General features: G+C 65.6%; 16 protein-coding genes. 8 read left to right on the top strand and 8 right to left on the bottom strand.

Annotated elements, in window-relative coordinates; translation table 11 throughout:
- The first annotated feature begins 68 nt into the window (after positions 1-68).
- Positions 69-518: an Lrp/AsnC family transcriptional regulator gene (locus KM176_RS11040; RefSeq protein WP_236045278.1), complete on the top strand. Its 450-nt coding sequence runs from the start codon at positions 69-71 to the stop codon at positions 516-518.
- A gap of 53 nt (positions 519-571) precedes the next feature.
- Here KM176_RS11040 and KM176_RS11035 read toward each other — a convergent pair whose 3' ends face one another.
- The 5 genes from KM176_RS11035 to KM176_RS11015 all read right to left on the bottom strand — a co-directional run bounded on the left by KM176_RS11035 (position 572) and on the right by KM176_RS11015 (position 5,877).
- Entirely contained in the window at positions 572-2,014 is a 1,443-nt protein-coding gene (locus tag KM176_RS11035; protein WP_160895994.1) for an NCS1 family nucleobase:cation symporter-1, read from the bottom strand.
- A gap of 226 nt (positions 2,015-2,240) precedes the next feature.
- Positions 2,241-3,041 (bottom strand): NAD-dependent epimerase/dehydratase family protein, encoded by an 801-nt coding sequence (locus KM176_RS11030; RefSeq protein WP_236045277.1) that lies wholly within the window; start codon positions 3,039-3,041, stop codon positions 2,241-2,243.
- A 9-nt stretch (positions 3,042-3,050) separates the two neighbouring features.
- Complete coding sequence (locus tag KM176_RS11025) at positions 3,051-4,328, bottom strand: TRAP transporter large permease (RefSeq protein ID WP_160895995.1); 1,278 nt, start codon at positions 4,326-4,328, stop codon at positions 3,051-3,053.
- The gene (locus tag KM176_RS11020) at positions 4,329-4,847 is read right to left on the bottom strand and encodes a TRAP transporter small permease (protein ID WP_160895996.1); all 519 of its coding nucleotides are present in this window, start codon (positions 4,845-4,847) and stop codon (positions 4,329-4,331) included.
- 55 nt (positions 4,848-4,902) lie between these two features.
- Entirely contained in the window at positions 4,903-5,877 is a 975-nt protein-coding gene (locus tag KM176_RS11015) for a TRAP transporter substrate-binding protein (RefSeq protein WP_160895997.1), read from the bottom strand.
- A gap of 154 nt (positions 5,878-6,031) precedes the next feature.
- Between KM176_RS11015 and KM176_RS11010 the strand changes: the two genes are divergently transcribed.
- The 4 genes from KM176_RS11010 (at position 6,032) to KM176_RS10995 (ending at position 9,761) form a co-directional block, all read left to right on the top strand.
- Positions 6,032-6,760 (top strand): FadR/GntR family transcriptional regulator, encoded by a 729-nt coding sequence (locus tag KM176_RS11010; RefSeq protein WP_236045276.1) that lies wholly within the window; start codon positions 6,032-6,034, stop codon positions 6,758-6,760.
- Positions 6,761-6,853: 93 nt separating this feature from the next.
- Positions 6,854-7,759: a 5-dehydro-4-deoxyglucarate dehydratase gene (gene kdgD, locus KM176_RS11005; protein ID WP_160895998.1), complete on the top strand. Its 906-nt coding sequence runs from the start codon at positions 6,854-6,856 to the stop codon at positions 7,757-7,759.
- Positions 7,756-8,889 carry a mandelate racemase/muconate lactonizing enzyme family protein gene (locus tag KM176_RS11000; RefSeq protein WP_160895999.1) on the top strand — a complete coding sequence of 378 codons (1,134 nt, stop codon included), beginning with the start codon at positions 7,756-7,758 and terminating at the stop codon, positions 8,887-8,889. Before kdgD ends, KM176_RS11000 begins: the two co-directional genes overlap by 4 nt.
- An 11-nt stretch (positions 8,890-8,900) precedes the next feature.
- The gene (locus tag KM176_RS10995) at positions 8,901-9,761 is read left to right on the top strand and encodes an amidohydrolase family protein (protein ID WP_202397971.1); all 861 of its coding nucleotides are present in this window, start codon (positions 8,901-8,903) and stop codon (positions 9,759-9,761) included.
- A gap of 227 nt (positions 9,762-9,988) precedes the next feature.
- Here KM176_RS10995 and repC read toward each other — a convergent pair whose 3' ends face one another.
- The 3 genes from repC to repA form a co-directional block, all read right to left on the bottom strand.
- The gene (repC, locus tag KM176_RS10990) at positions 9,989-11,092 is read right to left on the bottom strand and encodes a replication initiation protein RepC (protein WP_160896001.1); all 1,104 of its coding nucleotides are present in this window, start codon (positions 11,090-11,092) and stop codon (positions 9,989-9,991) included.
- 252 nt (positions 11,093-11,344) lie between these two features.
- Positions 11,345-12,319, bottom strand: coding sequence for a plasmid partitioning protein RepB (gene repB / locus KM176_RS10985; protein ID WP_160896002.1), 975 nt, complete (start codon positions 12,317-12,319; stop codon positions 11,345-11,347).
- A complete protein-coding gene (gene repA / locus KM176_RS10980; protein WP_160896003.1) occupies positions 12,319-13,509 on the bottom strand; it encodes a plasmid partitioning protein RepA in 1,191 nt (396 codons plus the stop codon). Before repA ends, repB begins: the two co-directional genes overlap by 1 nt.
- Before the next feature lie 405 nt (positions 13,510-13,914).
- Between repA and KM176_RS10975 the strand changes: the two genes are divergently transcribed.
- The 3 genes from KM176_RS10975 to KM176_RS10965 all read left to right on the top strand — a co-directional run bounded on the left by KM176_RS10975 (position 13,915) and on the right by KM176_RS10965 (position 17,731).
- Entirely contained in the window at positions 13,915-15,030 is a 1,116-nt protein-coding gene (locus KM176_RS10975; protein ID WP_236045275.1) for a Fic family protein, read from the top strand.
- A 69-nt stretch (positions 15,031-15,099) separates the two neighbouring features.
- Entirely contained in the window at positions 15,100-15,975 is an 876-nt protein-coding gene (locus KM176_RS10970) for an MBL fold metallo-hydrolase (RefSeq protein ID WP_160896005.1), read from the top strand.
- A 76-nt stretch (positions 15,976-16,051) separates the two neighbouring features.
- Positions 16,052-17,731: a bifunctional protein tyrosine phosphatase family protein/NAD(P)/FAD-dependent oxidoreductase gene (locus KM176_RS10965; protein ID WP_160896006.1), complete on the top strand. Its 1,680-nt coding sequence runs from the start codon at positions 16,052-16,054 to the stop codon at positions 17,729-17,731.
- Positions 17,732-17,742 lie beyond the last annotated feature (11 nt).

Here is a 17,742-nt window from a genome sequence, read left to right as displayed (position 1 = left end):
GGTCTGATCTGAAAATTTCGCTTGCCAAATTGATCATACCGGCACCATTTTTCGCCAAAATGACGGCTATGGTATACACTTCGCACATGACCCCACCGCTTTCCGACACCGACCGTGCCATCATCGCCGCCCTGCGCGAGGATGCCCGCCTGTCGCTGACAGAGCTGGCCCAGCGGGCGGGCGTGTCGCGCACCACCGCCAAGGCGCGGCTGGAGGTGCTGAAGGCCACGGGCCGCATCCGGCGCTTCACGATCGAGACGGATGTCGATGTCGAAGGCGAGATCCGTGCGATCACCATGATAGAGCTGACGGGGCGGATGTCCCGTGCGGTCATTCGCGCGCTGACCCGGATGCCCGAGGTGCGCACCGTGCATTCCACCAACGGCGCCTGGGATCTGGTGGTGGAAATCCGCACCGACAGCCTGCCCGCTTTCGACCGCGCCCTGCGCGAACTGCGCGAGATCCCCGGCGTGGTGAATTCCGAAAGCTCCCTGCTGCTGAGCCATGTGTCGGGCTGAAACGGCAACGGGCGCGACCTGCGCCGCGCCCGCACGCCATCCCGGGGGAAGGGTTACTCTGCCGCTGCGGCCCGGTGCGCCAGGGCCTGACGACGCGCCAGCACCATGTAGAACAGCGCGCCCAGGATGGCGCCGCAGATCCAGGCATAGCCCGACAGGAACGCCAGCACCGGCACCCAGACCGTCGCGACCGAGAACACCGCCGCCACCGCGAAGGAGATCAGCGCCGCATCGTTCCAGCCATTGCCGTAGTGATAGCGGCTGCCCGAGGCTTCATAGAGTTCATCCCGGAACAGCTTCTGTTTCCGCAGCACGTAGTAGTCGGCGATCATGATGCCGTAGATCGGCGCCAGCATCGCACCCAGCGTGTTGACGAAGCCCGCGATGCCGAAGCTGCTGATGAAACTGGTCCAGAAGCCGCCGATCACCAGCGCGAAGACCGAGGTGATCATGCCGGCGGTGCGGAAACTGATCTTCTTCGGCGCCAGATTGGCGATGCCGTTCACCGCCGGAATGAAATTGGCCACCAGGTTGATCCCCACCGTCGCGGCAAAGAAGGTCACGGCGGCAATCAGGCTCAGGACCACGCTGTCGGTGCGCTCAACAATAGCGGTGGGGTTGATGATCGCCTCTCCGTAGACCACGGCGGCGCCTGCGGTGGTCAGCAGCGCCAGCGCCGAGAACAGCACCATGTTGAACGGCAGCCCGGCCAGGTTGCCCAGCACCATGGCCCGCCGGTCCTTCGCGAAGCGCGAGAAATCCGAGAAGTTGATCATCACCGCGGCGAAATAGGCCACCATCGTGCCGACGATGGCGACGAAGCCCTTGAACTCGGTCCCGAAGGTGGCGTCGGGATTGGCGAAGATGGTCTGCGCCGCCCCCCAGAGCTGGCCGTCGGACTTGACCCAGAGCACGATCAGCAGGCCGATCATCACCGCGTAGACGAAGGGCCCGGCGATGTTGAGGAAGGTCTCGACCCAGGCCATGCCGCGCCAGAAGATGAAGATGTGCAGCGCCCAGACGATCAGGAAGGACACCCAGCCCAGCAGCGGCATGCCCAGGATCACAGGGCCGTTTCCGACGCCGGTCAGCGCATGGAGGAACAGGGTCAGCGCGGTCGAGGCGAAATAGACCTGCACCCCGTACCAGAAAACCGCGACCACGGCGCGCAACACCGCCGGCAGCTTGGCCCCCGAGGTCCCGAGGCTGGCGCGCGCCAGCACCGGATAGGGGATGCCGTAGCGTTCCCCCGCCGCACCCGAGAGGTTGACCAGGAACATCACCAGCAGCGCGGCGACGATCAGCGCCGCGAAGGCCGTCCAGCCGCCCACCCCGTAAGAGATGAACAGCGAGGCGACCAGCGAATAGCCCGCCAGCGACTGGATGTCGTTGGCCCAGATGTTGAAGATGGCGAACCAGCCCCAGCTTTTCTCGTGTCCGAGGACCGGTTTCAGCGGATCGGTGTCGTCTCCGGCACCGGCGTTCAAGTCTGACATTTCCCTCTCCTTTGCCCTGAAAGCGGGGCGTGGCCCGCAGCGCGGTTCGGGTCGGACGGGAGGGGCCTGCGACCTGCCCCGCCAAGGCCCGGTCCGGTGCGCTCAGGCTAGGAGGCCGGGCCCGATGCGTCCCCGGTGCTTTGTCACGTCACGTTGAAAAATGCATCGGGCAGTCGTCTTTCCCGGAGGGGCCGCCGCTTTTTTCGGCAGCCCCCCGGGCGGGCGCTCAGCCCTGATGGATCGGCTCCGCGCAGAACTTGCCCCCCTGGAACCGGCTTTCGGGGGCATCGGGCGCGGGCCGGGGGGCGGCGGCCTCAATCTCGGCGCGGAAGTCTTCGGCATTGTCCTGCGGGCGCCAGCCGATCAGCCGCGCGGTCTCGGTGTTCCACCAGCCCTCGTCATTGTCGGAGACGCCCCAGATCACCGGGCAGCCCAGCATCGGCACCCGGAAGACGCATTCGACCAGGCGCACGAAGTCATCCGGGCTCATCCAGGTGGCGAGCATCCGGCGGTCGCGGGGCTTTTCGAAGCAGGACCCGATGCGGATCAGCGCGCTCTCCTGTCCGAACTTGTCGTGATAGAGCCGCGCCAGCCCCTCTCCGAAGCATTTTGACACGCCGTACAGGCCGTCGGGGCGCATCGGGTCGGTGACATCCAGCACCTGATCCTGTTCATAGAAACCGATGGTGTGGTTCGAGCTGGCAAAGAAGATCCGCGGCATGCCGTGGGCGCGCGCCGCCTCGTAAAGGTTGTAGACGCCGGTGATGTTGGCATTCTGGATCTCGTCCCAGGGCCGTTCGACCGAGACGCCGCCAAGATGCAGGATCCCGTCGCAGCCCGCCACCAGATCCGCCACCGCCGCCCGGTCGCCCAGATCGCAGGGGATGACCTCCTCTCCGGGGCCTGCCGGGCCCATCCCGGCGATGTCGGACAGGCGCAGGATCTCGGCCAGGTGGCCCAGCCGCGCCCGGGCGATGCGGCCCAGGTTCCCCCCTGCCCCGGTGATCAGAAGGCGTTTCATCGTCATGGAAATCTCCTATTGCAACAGTCCCGGCAGGAACATCGAGAAGGCGGGCACGTAGGTCACCAGCATCAGGGCCACCAGGATCGCCAGGTAGAAGGGCCAGATGGTCTTTACAGCCTGGTCGATGCGGATGCCGCCGACGACGCAGCCGACGAACAGGCAGGCCCCCACCGGCGGCGTGCACAGCCCAAGGCCGAGGTTCATCATCATGATCACCCCGAACTGCACCGGGTCCATGCCGATCTGGGTGACCACGGGCAGGAAGATCGGGGTGCAGATCAGGATCAGCGCCGCCATGTCCATGATCATCCCCAGCACCAGCAGCGTCAGGTTGAGCAGCAGCAGGATGACAATCGGGTTGTCCGAGATATGGGTCATCGTGGTCGCCAGCGTCTCCGGCACCCGGTAGAGCGCCAGCAGATAGGCGAAGGAGGAGGCCGTCGCGACCAGCAGCATCACCAGCGCCGTGGTGCGCACCGCGCCCGCCACCGCCCGGCAGAAGCGGATCCAGGTCAGCTCCCGGTAGACGAAAAGGGTCACGACCAGCGCCCAGATCGCCCCGAAGGCGCCGCTTTCGGTGACGGTCATCACGCCGGACAGCACGCCGCCCACGATGATCACCGCCGTCATCAGCCCCGGCAGCGCGGCAACGAAGCTGATCAGCAGGGCACGCCAGCCCGGAAAGGCCTCGGACGGGTAGCCGCGCCGCACCGCGATCAGCCAGGCGACGAAGCCCAGGCACAGGCACATCAGCACGCCCGGGATCACCCCGGCAACGAACAGCTGGCTGACCGAGACGCCGCCGGCGGCCACCGCGTAGAGGATCATGTTGTGGCTGGGCGGGATCACCACCCCCGCGACCGAGGACGTGACCGTGACGTTGACGGCATAATCCGCGTCATAGCCCTTTTCCTTCATCACCGGCATCAGGATGGAGCCAAGCGCCGAGGTATCCGCCACGGCCGAGCCCGAGATGCCGCCGAACAGCATCGAAGACGCCACGTTGACGACGCCCAGGCCCCCCTTGCTGCGCCCGACGGCGCTGGCGGCCAGCCGTACCAGCCGCGCGGCAATGCCCCCCTGCATCATCAGGTCGCCCGCGAAGATGAAGAAGGGGATCGCCAGCAGCGAGAAGACCGAGATGCCCGAAAGCACCCTCTGGAAACCGATGAACATCGGCAGCCCCTCGTGCAGGAAGCCCGCCACCGTCGCCAGCCCCAGGGCGAAGGCCACCGGCATCCCCGAGATCAGTGCGAGGAAGAAGGTGCCGAAAAGGATCGCAAGGCCCATTCACGCCTCCATGATGTCTTCGCCGCGCGCCAGCGCCGCGAGGTGATAGAGGGAAAACACGACGCTCAGCGCGCCGCAGATGGCCATCGGCACCGCACGCCAGCCCTCGGCAATGCCCAGCATCGGGATGCGGCGCGCCCAGGTCTTGTCGGCCAGCACCCAGCCCTGCCAGCCCAGGTAGCAGCCGAAAAGGATCACCCCCAGAACGGCCAGCCAGCGCAGCGGATTGCGGATCACCGGCGGCATCATCTCTCGTACGAAGTCGATCGAGAGATGGGCCTTGTTCCAGACCCCGGCGGCGCCCCCCAGGAAGGTGATCCAGACCACCAGCACAAGGGCCGCCTGTTCGACCCAGGTCGGCGTGTCGTTCAGCACGTAGCGCCCGAAGACCAGCCAGCCGAAGATCGCGATCAGCGTGACAAGCTGTACGCCCGCCACCAGCATGCAGGCCCGCGCCAGCAGGTCCAGCACCCGGAACACGGGCCCCCTGCCCTGCCCCGCCTGCAAAGTTTCCGTCATTGCGTCCCCTCCTCCCAGGGTAAACCCGGCCCGCCTCCCGCGGACCGGGCGCAGTTCACTCCGTGGTCTGGATCGCCTCGACCAGCGGCTTCAGCTCAGGGTTCTCGGCCAGGAAGTTGGCGTAGACCGGCTTCATCGCCGCCTGGAAGGCCGCCGGGTCCTTGACCTGGTTGACCTTCACGCCCGCCGCCTCGACCTCTTCCTTGCTGGCCTCCGAACGCTTGGCCCAGAGCGCGCGCTGCTCCTTCGCGGCATTGATCGCCGCGGTCTTCACGATCTCCTGGTCGGCCTCGGGCGTGGCATCCCAGGTCGCCTTGGAAATGCAGATGCATTCCGGGATGATCAGGTGGTTGGTGACGGAATAGTACTTGGCCACCTCGTAGTGGTTCGAGCTGTCGAAGGAGGGATAGTTGTTCTCGGCCCCATCGATCACCCCGGTCTTCAGGGACTGGTAGACCTCGGAATAGGCCATCGGGGTGGCGTTGCCGCCAAGCGCATCGACCATGTTCACGTAGAGATCGTTGTTCATCACCCGGAACTTCAGCCCTTTCATGTCGGCGGGCGTCTCGATCGGGTGCTTGGTGTTGTAGAAGCTGCGCGACCCGCTGTCGAACCAGCTGAGCGCCACCAGACCCGCACTCGAGAGCGCATCCGAGAACTCCTGCCCGATGGGGCCGTCCATGACGCGGTGCATGTGCTCGACATCCTTGAAGATGAAGGGCAGCGACAGCACGTTGGTCTCGGGGACGATCTGGCCCATCGGACCCATGTTGAAGTTGGCGAAATCGAGGCCGCCGTTGCGGACCTGCTCGATCGCGTCGGGCTGATCGCCCAGAACCGCGTTGTTGTAGACCGTGGGCTTGATGCGCCCGTCGGTCTTCTCTGCCACCTCCTTGGCAAAGTCCTCCAGCGCGATGGTGTTGGGATAGCCCTCGGGGTGGATGTTCCAGCCCCGCCAGTCCTTCGCGGCCACCGGGGCCGCGATCAGGGCCGCCAGCGCGCCACACAGCGCGACAGTTGCGATTTTCATTCCAGTCTCCTCCCTGGTTTGGCGGCGAACAGGGCCGCCGACGCGCCCCATATGATGAATCATCTTACACATTGTCAACCTGTCTGATATGTTGGAGACAGATTTGACATTCCCGCCGCGGCCCCGCTTATGGTCGGGACTGAAGGAGCAAGGCATGGCAGAGATGAAAACCGGCAAACTGGCGGCAGCGCCCAGACGCAACCTGGTGGCAAACCTCGTCTCCGCGCTTCGGGACCAGATCGACGGCGGCAGCTTCCAGCCCGGCGACAAGCTGCCTTCGGAGGCGCAGCTGACCGATGCCTTCTCGGTCTCGCGCACCGTGGTCCGCGAGGCCATCGCGACCCTGCGCGCCGACGGTCTGGTCGAGCCGCGACAGGGCGCCGGCGTCTTCGTTCTGGAAAAAAGCGCCGAAGCGCCCCGCCCCTTCCAGATCGTCGATACGGCCAAGGTTTCCTCTATTGTAGAGATGCTTGAGCTTCGGATCGCCGTGGAAACAGAGGCCGCCGCCCTGGCCGCGACCCGGGTTTCCCCGGCCCAGGAAGAAGAGATCTACGAGGCCGAACAGGAGGTCCGCCGCCGCGCCGAAGCCGGCGAAAGCACCACCGATGCCGACCTGCGCTTTCACCTCGCAGTGGCCGATGCCACCAACAACCCCCGGTTCCGGGAATTCCTGGAAGTGCTGGGGCTGAACATCATCCCCCGCAACATGCTGCGCGAAGGCGGCACGCAACGCAGCCCCGACAGCTACATCGCCCTGATCTCGGGGGAGCACCGCGCCATTGCCGATGCCATCAGCGCCCGCGATCCAGAGGCCGCCCGGGCCGCAATGCGCGATCATCTGCAAGGATCGCGCGAGCGTTACCGCAGCCTGCTGCGCAGCTGACCGGACCTTCCGCGCCAACTTATCATACAACTTATTGACACCTGTCGGTCAGGTCGGCTAACTCGGGCTACACGCAACAAGTGGAGCCCGGACATGGACCCGACCGCCCTGAAATCCGCCCTGGGATCAGGCCTGCTTTCCTTCCCCGTGACGCCCTTCGGCGCCGACGGCAGCTTCAACCGCGCGGTCTACGAAGACCACGTGGGCTGGCTGTCGGGCTTCCCGGCGGCGACGCTCTTCGCCGCCGGCGGCACCGGAGAGTTCTTTTCCCTGAAACCCTCGGAGATCCCCGAGATCGTCGCCGCCGCCAAGGCCGTCTCCGGCGACGTGCCCATCGTCTCGGGCTGCGGCTACGGCACCGAGATCGCCGTGGATATCGCCCGCGCCGCCGAGAAGGCCGGCGCCGACGGCATCCTGCTGATCCCGCATTACCTGATCGACGCACCGCAGGAAGGCCTTTACGCTCATGTGAAGAAGGTCTGCGACAGCATCGGCATCGGCGTGATGGTCTACAACCGCGACAACTCGATCCTGCAACCCGATACGCTGGCGCGCCTCTGCGACGCCTGCCCCAACCTGGTGGGTTTCAAGGACGGCTCGGGCGACATCGGTCTGGTGCGTCACGTCACCGCCAAGATGGGCGACCGGCTGACCTATCTGGGCGGCATGCCCACCGCCGAGCTTTTCGCCGAAGCCTACCTGGGCGCCGGTTTCACCACCTACAGCTCGGCCGTGTTCAACTTTGTCCCGGGCCTCGCGATCGAATTCTACGACGCCCTGCGCGGCGGCAACCGCGCCCGTTGCGAGGAAATCCTGCTGGACTTCTTCTATCCCTTCATGGCGATCCGCAACCGCTCCAAGGGCTACGCGGTCTCGGCCATCAAGGCCGGTGTCCGGCTGCAGGGCTTCGACGCGGGCCCCGTGCGCTCGCCCCTGACCGATCTGACCCCCGAGGAGATGGGCATGATGGAAGACCTGATCGCCCCCTACAAGCGATGAAGATCGCGCATATCCGCACCCACCTGCTGGAGCACCGCCTGGAGGTCCCCTTCCAGAGCGCCTCCATGCGCTTCGACCGCCGCCAGCATCTGCTGGTCGAGGTGATCTGCGACGACGGCACCACGGGCTGGGGCGAATGCCTCGGCCCGGCAAAGCCCAACCGCGCGGTGGTGGAGGCCTATGCCGGCTGGCTGGTCGGCATGGACCCTCTGGAGACCGAGAAGATCTGGGCGGTTCTCTACAATGCGCTGCGCGACCAAGGGCAGCGCGGGCTGACGATCACTGCGCTTTCGGGGATCGACGTCGCGCTCTGGGACATCAAGGGCAAGCATTTCGGCGTCCCGGTCTCTACCCTGCTCGGGGGGCGGTTCCGCGACAGCGTGAAGGCCTATGCCACCGGCGCCTTCAAGCGCGACGGCGTCGACCGGATCGAGGACAACGCGACCGAGGTCGCCGCCCATCGTGCCGCCGGGTTCCACGCCGCCAAGATCAAGATCGGCTTCGGCGTCGCCGAGGATCTGGAGGTGATCCGCGCGGTGCGCGACGCCATGGGTCCGCAGATGCGACTGATGATCGACGGCAACCACGGCTACGACACGCAGGAAGCGATCCGCCTGGGCCGCGCCGCGGCCGAGTATGACATCGACTGGTTCGAAGAGCCGGTGACACCCGAGCACCTCTCGGCCTACCGGGAGCTGCGCCGCGCCCAGCCCATCCCCATCGCCGGCGGCGAGACCTGGCAGGGTCGTTGGGCGATGCGCGAACCCGTCGAGACCCGCTGCGTCGACATCCTGCAACCCGATCTTTGCGGCACCGGCGGTTTCTCCGAGATGAAGCGGATCGCCGACATGGCCGCGCTGCACAACATCCGCCTGGTGCCCCATGTCTGGGGCACCGCGGTACAAATCGCGGCCTCGCTGCAGTTCATGGCGGCCCAGGTTCCGAACCCGGTCCGCGTGACTCCCATCGAGCCGATCCTGGAATTCGACCGCACCCACAACCCGTTCCGGCAGGCCGTGGTGACCCGCCCCATCGACCACGTGAACGGCGTGGTCGCCATTCCCGACGGTCCCGGCCTCGGGATCGAGATCGACCGCGACGCCCTTGCCGCCTTTGCTCCCCGCGACTGAAAGGACCTTTGATGCACCGTCCCGTCACCGGCCCGGCGCCCCGCATTGCCCTGCCGAAGGGCGCTGTGGACTGCCAGTGTCACGTCTACCTTCCGGGCTTCCCTGCCCTGCCCGGCGGCCCGTCGAACCCGGCCCCTCCCCTGCCCGACCCGGACATGTATCGCCAGCTCATGGGCTGGCTGGGCATCGCGCGCACGATCGTCACACAGGGTAATGCACAACAGGCAGACAACAGTAACCTTCTGGCATCCCTCAATAATCTTGGGGAAATTGCCCGGGGTGTCGCTGTTATCACCCCTGAAACCACGGACAGGGAGATGCTGCGGCTCTCCGATGCCGGCGTTGTCGGAGCGCGCCTCATGGACCTGCCCGGCGGGGCTATCGGCCTGTCTGCGCTGGAGGAGACCGATTCGCGGACGGCGGCCCATGGCTGGGTCCTGGCGGTGCAGTTCGACGGCTCGGACATCCTCGAGCACGAGGCCCGCCTGTCGCGGCTGAAGTCGCGCTGGATCCTCGATCACCATGGCAAGTTCTTTCGGGGCGCCCTGCCCGAAGGTCCGGAAATCGCCGCGGTCAAGCGCCTGGTGGACCGGGGGAGCTGCTGGTTCAAGCTTGCCGGCTGCTACGAGAGTTCCCTGTCCGGCGGTCCCGACTATGCTGATATTGCTGCCGTGACCCGCGAGATGGCAAGCCATGCACCGGAGCGCCTGATCTGGGGCACCAACTGGCCTCATAACCTGGCGAAGACCGAAGCGGACTATCCCGATGACCGGTCACTGACGGACACGGTCCTGGGATGGCTGGATGCGGATCAGCGGGAGCTGGCGCTGGTGCGAAACCCGGAAGCTCTTTTCGGACTGCCTCCCGTGTGATCTCGAACAGGTCCGAAGGCCCAGCCCTGCCGGTTTCGGCGGGGCTTTTTTGTACCGCGGACAATTTGAGGCTTGGAAATGCATAACCCTAGGCAACATGGCGCGTGAGCGTTCACGCCGCTGAATGCGATCTTGTACCCCGGTACAAAACTGGTCACAGCCTTGCACTTTGTACCGGGGTACAAGGTTCCGGCACCGGACCCTTTGCTAAACATTTTCCGCTTTGCCTAGACGGCCGCCAAAGCGGGTCTTCCGGAGGGGGTCGCCGAAGACACCATCTTTCTCAGATAGCCGTTGGGGTTGCGGATCTGGTCTGCCTTCTCGATGAGATATTCCAGCGCGACCAGGCATTTTCGCCAGCCCAGTGCACTCAGGCTGCTGACAAGCGTTTCTGTCCTCAAACCCATGAAGGACCCAATATTGAAAATCGTTTCGGTCAGTTCACTGTCGTTGGTTGGCGGTTGCGGATAGAAGCTGGCGATATTGGGACAGCTTTGCCAGCTGCGGTGAACATCGCGCGGCGTGATGGGCTGGTCTTTAAATGTATCTATTTTTTTGGTCTCAATGTGCCGGACATTCTGTCCGTCTGCGGCGGACTCTTTCTCCGTTTCGATGCTCTCCTTGGCCGTTGGGACCGAAGAGGTCATGGGGGCCGGTTGGCTGGCTGCCAATGTGCTCAGCCCGTCAAGGATGTCCCGCAGCGTGCCCAGATCAAGGCTGCTCCGGCGCAGGGTGTTGCGCAGCGCGTCCAGGTCCGAGAGCTGGTCGCAGGAAAGGCGCTCTGGCGTCTTCAGGAGGGCGGCCCGCAGGGCCAGAGCCTCGGCGCGCAGGGCGCGGATCTCGGCCTGTTCCGCGCGCCGCGTATCGGCCAGCTCGAGGATCTCGGCGCTGCGGCAGAGCAGGGGGGCCAGATCCAGCCCGAAGGCGCTGCGGATCCGGCCCTCGGCGCGCAGGGGAAAGCGCTTGCCGGTGGCGCTGTCCCGGCGAGAGAGCAGCCCCAGCGACACCAGCCGGGCCACGTGCCGGCGCAGGACACGTTCATCCATGCCGTTGGCGCGGGCGCAGAGTGTCGCGTTCGAGGCGTAGATGATCGTCATCAGTCCGGCATGGACGGGGCCGTCGCGACCGGTCGCGGGATCCTTGCAGGGCAGGAAGCTGAGCAGGGTATCGAGGACCAGGAGGTCCCCGGTCGAAAGGCCAAGGGGACGGCGCACGTCCCGCAGCGCGCAGAGAAGATCCCGGCGCAGGACCGGCGCAAAGCCTGCGGTCTGAGTTTGGACACGACTTTCCCGTGCCCCGGCCAGGCTGGCCGCAGTCATGATGGTTTTCATGCAATTTCAGACGGCAAAAAGGAACCGTTCACCGAAATCGGTGTTGAAAACGAGTTGATTTTCGGGTAACCATCAAGTTGCTAGACAAGAGGGACCCTTCGGAAACGCCGTTTTCGGGGGGTTTCTTTTTGCTCTGGCGTCTGCCTCCTTTGCTCTGCCTCGGTGGGGTCTGGCCCCGGTTTGTCCGGTGATCCGGCCCTGTACCACGGTACAAGACCAGCATTTCTCCGGGTCTTATTCTTTAAAATTCAGCTACTTATCCTGAGTCCCCTCGGATTTCCACTGCTGGTACAGGGCCTCTCCCTGATCCGCCAGCCAGTCCAGGAAACCGCGATCGGCCTTGGAAACCTTCATGTCGATATGCGAGCCGCGCCGCGTCACCTGCAGCCGTCCCTCGGCAAGGCTGCGCGCCTCGGGCGCGCGCGGCGCCGCGGGGCTGACCTTGGTCAGGCGCGCCAGCACGCGGGCAAAACGCTCGGCACTGGAGGGTATGTCCTCGATCTCCTTCAGGGCGGTCTGCACGCGGCGCTTGTCGATGCTCTTGACCACCGAGGCCAGGCTGACCCACTGCCGCCGCCCGACGCCATGGGCGGGGCCGATGGCCGTCACCAGGTCCTCGGGGATGTCGCGGATCACGCCGGTCATCCGGCTGATCTCCGCCGCAGGGATCGAGAGGGATCGCTCGATGACCCGGGGGGCGATCCCGGCCTCGCGCAGCTGCACGATGAAGGCGGATTTCTCGATAAAGCTGTTCTCCAGCCGCTCGGCGTTCTCAAGGCCCTGGGCGACGATCATCGCCTCGTCGTCGACATCCGAGACATGGGCGCGCACGGGGATGCCGATGCGCCGGCAGGCGGCGATCCGGCGCCGCCCGTAGACGGGTTCGAAATCGAAGCCCGAACCTGCGGGTGCGGCGCGCAGCAGCACCGGGATCTGCTGTCCGGATTCACGGATCGAGGCGACCAGCCCGTCGATCTCGGCGCCGGGGTCGAAACGGTCCTTGAAGCGACCGACGCCGATGCGCGCGGTATCGATCTCCTGCACGGTTTCCTTGCGCAGGTCCTCGAAGGTTTCCTTGAAGCGCTTGACCGTCGGGTTGCCGGAGCGCGGCTGGACGTTGCGTTCCGGGGCAGGGGAGGGGGCCTGAACGGCCTCCGGCTTTTCGCTGTGGCCGGCGCCGGAAAGCGTCCGGTCCAGGCTTCTTGAAAGGATACCCTTACGCGCCATCACTCACGTCCCCAGGCTTGGTGGATCAGCCCTTCAAGTTCCGCCGTCACCCGCGCCACGCTGTCCCAGGCGCGCTGGTAGGTCTGACGGTGGAAGGTCGAGGGGTCGACCTCGACGATCGAATCCGAGGAAACGGCAGCGTCAGAGATCGCGGTGGAAAGGTAGAATTCGTTGGTCATCACCGAATCCTCCAGGATCGAGCGCAGATAGCCCGCCACCTGGACCGAGGGCTGGTCGGTCGGATTGTACCGGGTTATCAGGTACTTGATCCAGTCGTAGGGGCGCTCCCCCTGGCGCTGTTCGATCACCGACATCATCTCGCCGGTCATGCCGAGGAAGGTGCCCAGGCTCATCACGTCGACGAAGCTGGCGGTCACCGTGACCAGCAACGAGGTGCAGGTGAACAGCGCTGCCATCACCGCGAAGGACATTTGCGGCGGGCAGTCGAACAGGATCACGTCGTAATCGTCGCGGATCGGCGCCAGGGCCTCCTCGATGCGGATGAAGAACGGGTGACGGCGCTGGTCGCGACCGGCGGTCTCGTGCTCGAACTCCATGATCTGCATCGAACAGGGGATCAGGTCGAGGTTCGGCATATGCGTGCCGCGCACCACGTTGCGGATATCGACGGGCGCGTCCTCGGCATCGTCGTCCTCATCATGGTAGCGGATCGCGTGGTAAAGCGTCAGCATGTCCGGCTCGCGCTCGGGGATGATCCCGAACAGCTGGGTCAGGCTGGCCTGGGCATCCAGGTCGATCACCAGAGTCTTGTAGCCCCGCATCGCCAGGCCTTGCGCAAGGTGCTGGGCCGACGTGCTTTTCCCGACCCCGCCCTTGAGGTTGATCGAGGCGATCACGACGGTCTGCTCATCGCCCATGCGGCGGGTGATGTTCTCGGGCTCCAGCCGGTCGTTGGCGATCAGGTGATCGCGGATCGCGTGGATTTCTTCCGCCGCGAAATGCCGCCGGGTGCCCCGGATCAGCGTGCCCTGGGGCAGCGATTCGTTGGTCCGCAGCGTGTGACGCAGGGAATTTTCCTTCACACCAAGGTAATGGCATGCTTCCTTGAAGGAAAAGGACCGCAGTTCCTTGACCTTCTTGGGTTCCAGAAGCCTGTCACGATGCTGGACCAGCTGTTCCGCGATCAGGTTCGCATGTCGGTCCAGCGTGGCTGATCCGCTGACTGCCATGAATACTGCCCTCGATGAATTATCTTTTGGCTTGTGTAACACGTTTTTCCCCTCAGACCACAAAAAATGCGTGACGGCAGCAGGAAGGTTCAAAGTTGTCTCTGCCATGATCTTGGCAAAAAAGGCGTTGACGTCGCGCCTGAGAGGGGCTTTCGGCAAATGAAAAAGCGTTTTGAATTCAATGGCTAAAGGCATTTTCATCTGATCGGTGACGAAATCTCTTGGGGTTGGAACATCCGGGGCCATCCCCGCCGCTGTGGCTTCGTGGCCACGACGGGCGGTCCGAGGGGGCCAGGGCCTCTTGCCGGTGCAGCGCCGGATTCGAATCCCGGTTGAGGGAAATAGCGGCCCCAATCCCATCATCAGATGTTGATTTTTGAGGGGATTGGGGAGATCAATCGCCTCATGCAGATCTGGAACAGTCCCGCCTGGCCCCGCTTTACCCACGATCCCCTGGCGACGGAGGATCTTCTGGCCCGGGTTTCCGCGCGCCTCGGGGCCATTGGCGGCCTGCAGGCCGCGCTCTCGGCCGAAGAACGCCAGGAGGCCTTTTTGCGCGCCGTCACCGGAGAAGCCATGGCGTCTTTCGCCATCGAGGGGGCCAGCCTGCCCGCCGACCAGATCGAGGCCTCGGTCGTCGCCTCGCTGGCCTACCGGGGGGCGGAGCGGCCGCTGCTCAGGCGCACCGATGCCATTGCCGAGCTGATGCTGGAGGCGCGTGCCGGGGCGGCGCCGCTGGACGGGGCCCTGCTGCTGCGCTGGCATGACCTGCTGTTTCACGGCATCGAGGTCGAGGATCGGGGCCGCTGGCGCACCTTCCCGATGGAGATCGTCCGCGGCGCCACGGGCCGGCGAGAGGATGTCCTCTATGTCGCGCCGCCGCCGATCCGCGTGGCACAGGAAATGACGCGGTTCCTGGACTGGCTGGCCCAGGATCGCCATCCGGCTCCGATCCGGGCCGCGCTGGCGCATCTGTGGTTCGAATCCATCCATCCCTTCTCGGACGGCAATGGCCGGATCGGGCGGGCGATCATCGAGCATGTCTTTGCCCGCAGCGGGGCCGGGGCAGGGGAGGGGGCCCTGCCGTTCTCGCTGTCGCGCCAGATCGAGGCCGACAAGCGGGGCTATTACGCGGCCCTCCAGGCCGGGCGGCGGATCGTCGGCGACCGGCTGGATGCCACGCCCTTCGTCTGCTGGCTGCTGGAACGGATCCTGGCCGGAGTCTCTCTGGCCGAGGCAGAGGCGCGATTCCTGGTGCGCCGCAATGCTTTCTTCAGCCGCCATGCGGATCTGCCGGTGCGCGCGGACCGGGTGTTGCGCCGGCTTTTCGCGGAAGGCGAGGAGCGGCTGGCGCAGGGACTGAGCGCCGGCCCCTACGGGCGGATCGCCGGGGTTTCGGCGGCGACGGCGACCCGGGACCTGGCCGATCTGGAACGCCGCGGCGTGCTGCGCCGAAGCGAGGCCGGGGGGCGTTCGACCCGCTATTTTCTGCAGGACGAGGCAAATCCCGCCCCTGGGTGACCTAGTCACCGTCGCGGCGGGGCGACTCGTGCCAGAACACCTCCGGACACGTTTTCAGGAGGACGCGACATGCACGCTCAGTCCCAGACCCCGATCGTCACCGGCTTCTTCGATGAGGCCACGAACACCATTTCCTATGTCGTGAAGGACCCGGACTCGGACGCCTGCGCGATCATCGATTCCGTCATGGATATCGATTACGCCGCCGGGCGGATCACCTATGATCACGCCGACCGGATGATCGCCCATGTCCGCGACAACGGGCTGAAGCTGGAATGGCTGATCGAGACCCATGTCCATGCCGATCACCTCTCTGCCGCGCCCTACATCCAGAAGAAGCTGGGCGGCAAGCTGGGCATCGGTGCGAAGATCACCGTGGTGCAGGACACTTTCGGCAAGGTCTTCAACGAGGGGACCGAGTTCCAGCGCGATGGCAGCCAGTTCGACCGGCTGTTCGAGGATGGCGATACCTATACCATCGGCGGGCTGCGGGCGCGGGCGATTCACACGCCGGGGCACACCCCCGCCTGCATGACCCATGTCATTGGCGATGCGGCCTTCGTCGGCGACACGCTGTTCATGCCCGATGGCGGATCGGCCCGCGCGGATTTCCCCGGCGGCGATGCGGCGGTGCTGTATGACTCGATCCAGAAGGTGTTGGCGCTGCCCGACGACACGCGGCTGTTCATGTGCCACGACTACGGCCCCAATGGCCGCGAGATCCGCTGGGAAACCACCGTGGCCGAGGAAAAGGCCCACAACATCCATGTCGGCGAAGGCAAGAGCAAGGAAGACTTCGTCAAGTTCCGCACCGAGCGGGACGGGACGCTCGACATGCCGAAGCTGATCATCCCCTCGCTTCAGGTGAACATGCGCGGCGGAGAGCTGCCCCCCGCCGAAGCCGATGGGAAACGCTATCTGAAAGTGCCGGTAAACGGCCTCTGAGCGATCCTGAACCGCCCCGGGCGGGCCCCTTGCGGACCCGCCCGACCTTTTCTTTCTGCCTGAGGGAGGAAACATCATGGAAAGACATGACATCGAGAGCGGCCTGAGCGTGGGGCCGCAGATCCGTGGCGAGGACGTGCGCGTTCTGGCGCAGGACGGGGTCCGGGCCATCATCTGCAACCGGCCCGATGCGGAAGGGGCGGATCAGCCCACCCACGAGGAAATCGCCCGGGAGGCCGAGGCCGCCGGGCTGGAATTCCTCTATCTGCCGGTGACACCGGGGCTGGTCAGCGATCAGACCGCGCAGGATTTCGGCGCCGCCCTTGAGCGTCTGCCGAAGCCGGTCTTCGCCTATTGCCGCACCGGCACGCGTTCGACGACCCTGTGGTCCCTCTCCCAGGCCGGGCGCCGCCCCTTGCCCGAGATCCTCTCGAAAGCCCGCGCCGCCGGCTACGACATGAGCGGCGTGGTCCGCCGCATCGCCAATGGCGGCAAGACCCCCACGGATACGGGCGATGCCCATTACGCGGTGGTGATCGTCGGCGCCGGGGCGGGGGGCATCGCCGTCGCGGCCAGCCTGAAGGCGCGCGCGCCCGATCTGGAGATCGCGCTGATCGACCCGGCCGACATCCACTATTACCAGCCCGGCTGGACCATGGTCGGCGGCGGCATCTTCGAGGCCCGCCAGACCGCCAAGACCATGGGCAGCCTGATCCCGCGCGGCGTCACCTGGATCAAGGCCGCCGTCGCGGCCTTCGAGCCGCAGAACAACGCCATCATCCTGGACGGCTGCCGGGTGGTGAAATACGGTCGCCTCGTGGTGGCGCCGGGGCTGAAGCTGGACTGGTCGGCAATCGAGGGGCTGGAAGAGACGCTGGGCCGCAACGGCGTGACCTCGAACTACCGCTACGACCTTGCGCCCTATACCTGGCAGCTGGTCTCGGGGATGCGTGGGGGGCGGGCGGTGTTCACCCAGCCGCCGATGCCCATCAAATGCGCCGGGGCGCCGCAGAAGGCGATGTATCTCTCGGGCGATGCCTGGCTGCGGCGCGGCGTGCTGAAGGATATCGACATCCAGTTCATGAACGCGGGCGGCGTGCTCTTCGGGGTGAAGGACTACGTGCCGGCGCTGATGGAATACGTGGAAAGATACGACGCCACGCTGAACTTCTTCCATACGCTGACCGCCATCGACGGGCCGGCGCGTAAGGCGACCTTCCGCGTCAGCCCCCCCAACGAGGAGGTGCACACCCTGACCACCGACTTCGACATGATCCATGTCGTACCGCCGCAGAGCGCGCCGGATTTCATCCGCGTCTCGCCGCTGGCGGATGCGGCGGGCTGGGTCGATGTGGATCAGGCCACCCTGCGCCACAGGCAGTTCGACAATATCTGGAGCCTCGGCGACGTGATGAATGCCCCCAATGCCAAGACGGCGGCGGCGGCGCGCAAGCAGGCGCCCACGGTGGCGGAAAACCTGCTGGCCGATATCGCCGGGCGGGGTGCCGTGGCGCAATATGACGGCTACGGCTCCTGTCCGCTGACGGTCGAGCGCGGCAAGATCGTGCTGGCGGAATTCGGCTATGGCGGGGTGCTGAAACCCTCCTTCCCGAAATGGCTGGTCGATGGCACCCGTCCGACCCGCGCCGCCTGGCTGCTGAAGGAGAAGCTGCTGCCGCCGATCTACTGGCAGGCCATGCTGCGCGGGAGGGAATGGATGGCCAGGCCCGAAAGCCTGCCCCCCGCTGCCGAATGAGGCGGGGGCCT

The sequence above is a fragment of the Pseudooceanicola endophyticus genome, assembly GCF_018760365.1.
In the GTDB taxonomy this organism is placed as follows: Bacteria; Pseudomonadota; Alphaproteobacteria; order Rhodobacterales; family Rhodobacteraceae; genus Pseudooceanicola; species Pseudooceanicola endophyticus.
The sequence above is the reverse complement of the archived record's forward strand: the minus strand, read 5'-3'. Positions and strand labels throughout refer to the sequence as shown.

What these genes read in the sequence shown, in the direction of transcription:
- KM176_RS10995 (WP_202397971.1), top strand. Translation starts at nt 8,901, where the DNA reads ATGCACCGTCCCGTCACCGGCCCGGCGCCCCGCATTGCCCTGCCGAAG.
- KM176_RS10970 (WP_160896005.1), top strand. Translation starts at nt 15,100, where the DNA reads ATGCACGCTCAGTCCCAGACCCCGATCGTCACCGGCTTCTTCGATGAG.
- KM176_RS11040 (WP_236045278.1), top strand. Translation starts at nt 69, where the DNA reads ATGGTATACACTTCGCACATGACCCCACCGCTTTCCGACACCGACCGT.
- KM176_RS10975 (WP_236045275.1), top strand. Translation starts at nt 13,915, where the DNA reads ATGCAGATCTGGAACAGTCCCGCCTGGCCCCGCTTTACCCACGATCCC.
- KM176_RS11030 (WP_236045277.1), bottom strand. Translation starts at nt 3,041, where the DNA reads ATGACGATGAAACGCCTTCTGATCACCGGGGCAGGGGGGAACCTGGGC.
- KM176_RS11010 (WP_236045276.1), top strand. Translation starts at nt 6,032, where the DNA reads ATGGCAGAGATGAAAACCGGCAAACTGGCGGCAGCGCCCAGACGCAAC.
- repA (WP_160896003.1), bottom strand. Translation starts at nt 13,509, where the DNA reads ATGGCAGTCAGCGGATCAGCCACGCTGGACCGACATGCGAACCTGATC.
- KM176_RS10965 (WP_160896006.1), top strand. Translation starts at nt 16,052, where the DNA reads ATGGAAAGACATGACATCGAGAGCGGCCTGAGCGTGGGGCCGCAGATC.
- KM176_RS11020 (WP_160895996.1), bottom strand. Translation starts at nt 4,847, where the DNA reads ATGACGGAAACTTTGCAGGCGGGGCAGGGCAGGGGGCCCGTGTTCCGG.
- KM176_RS11000 (WP_160895999.1), top strand. Translation starts at nt 7,756, where the DNA reads ATGAAGATCGCGCATATCCGCACCCACCTGCTGGAGCACCGCCTGGAG.
- KM176_RS11025 (WP_160895995.1), bottom strand. Translation starts at nt 4,328, where the DNA reads ATGGGCCTTGCGATCCTTTTCGGCACCTTCTTCCTCGCACTGATCTCG.
- KM176_RS11015 (WP_160895997.1), bottom strand. Translation starts at nt 5,877, where the DNA reads ATGAAAATCGCAACTGTCGCGCTGTGTGGCGCGCTGGCGGCCCTGATC.
- repC (WP_160896001.1), bottom strand. Translation starts at nt 11,092, where the DNA reads ATGAAAACCATCATGACTGCGGCCAGCCTGGCCGGGGCACGGGAAAGT.
- repB (WP_160896002.1), bottom strand. Translation starts at nt 12,319, where the DNA reads ATGGCGCGTAAGGGTATCCTTTCAAGAAGCCTGGACCGGACGCTTTCC.
- KM176_RS11035 (WP_160895994.1), bottom strand. Translation starts at nt 2,014, where the DNA reads ATGTCAGACTTGAACGCCGGTGCCGGAGACGACACCGATCCGCTGAAA.
- kdgD (WP_160895998.1), top strand. Translation starts at nt 6,854, where the DNA reads ATGGACCCGACCGCCCTGAAATCCGCCCTGGGATCAGGCCTGCTTTCC.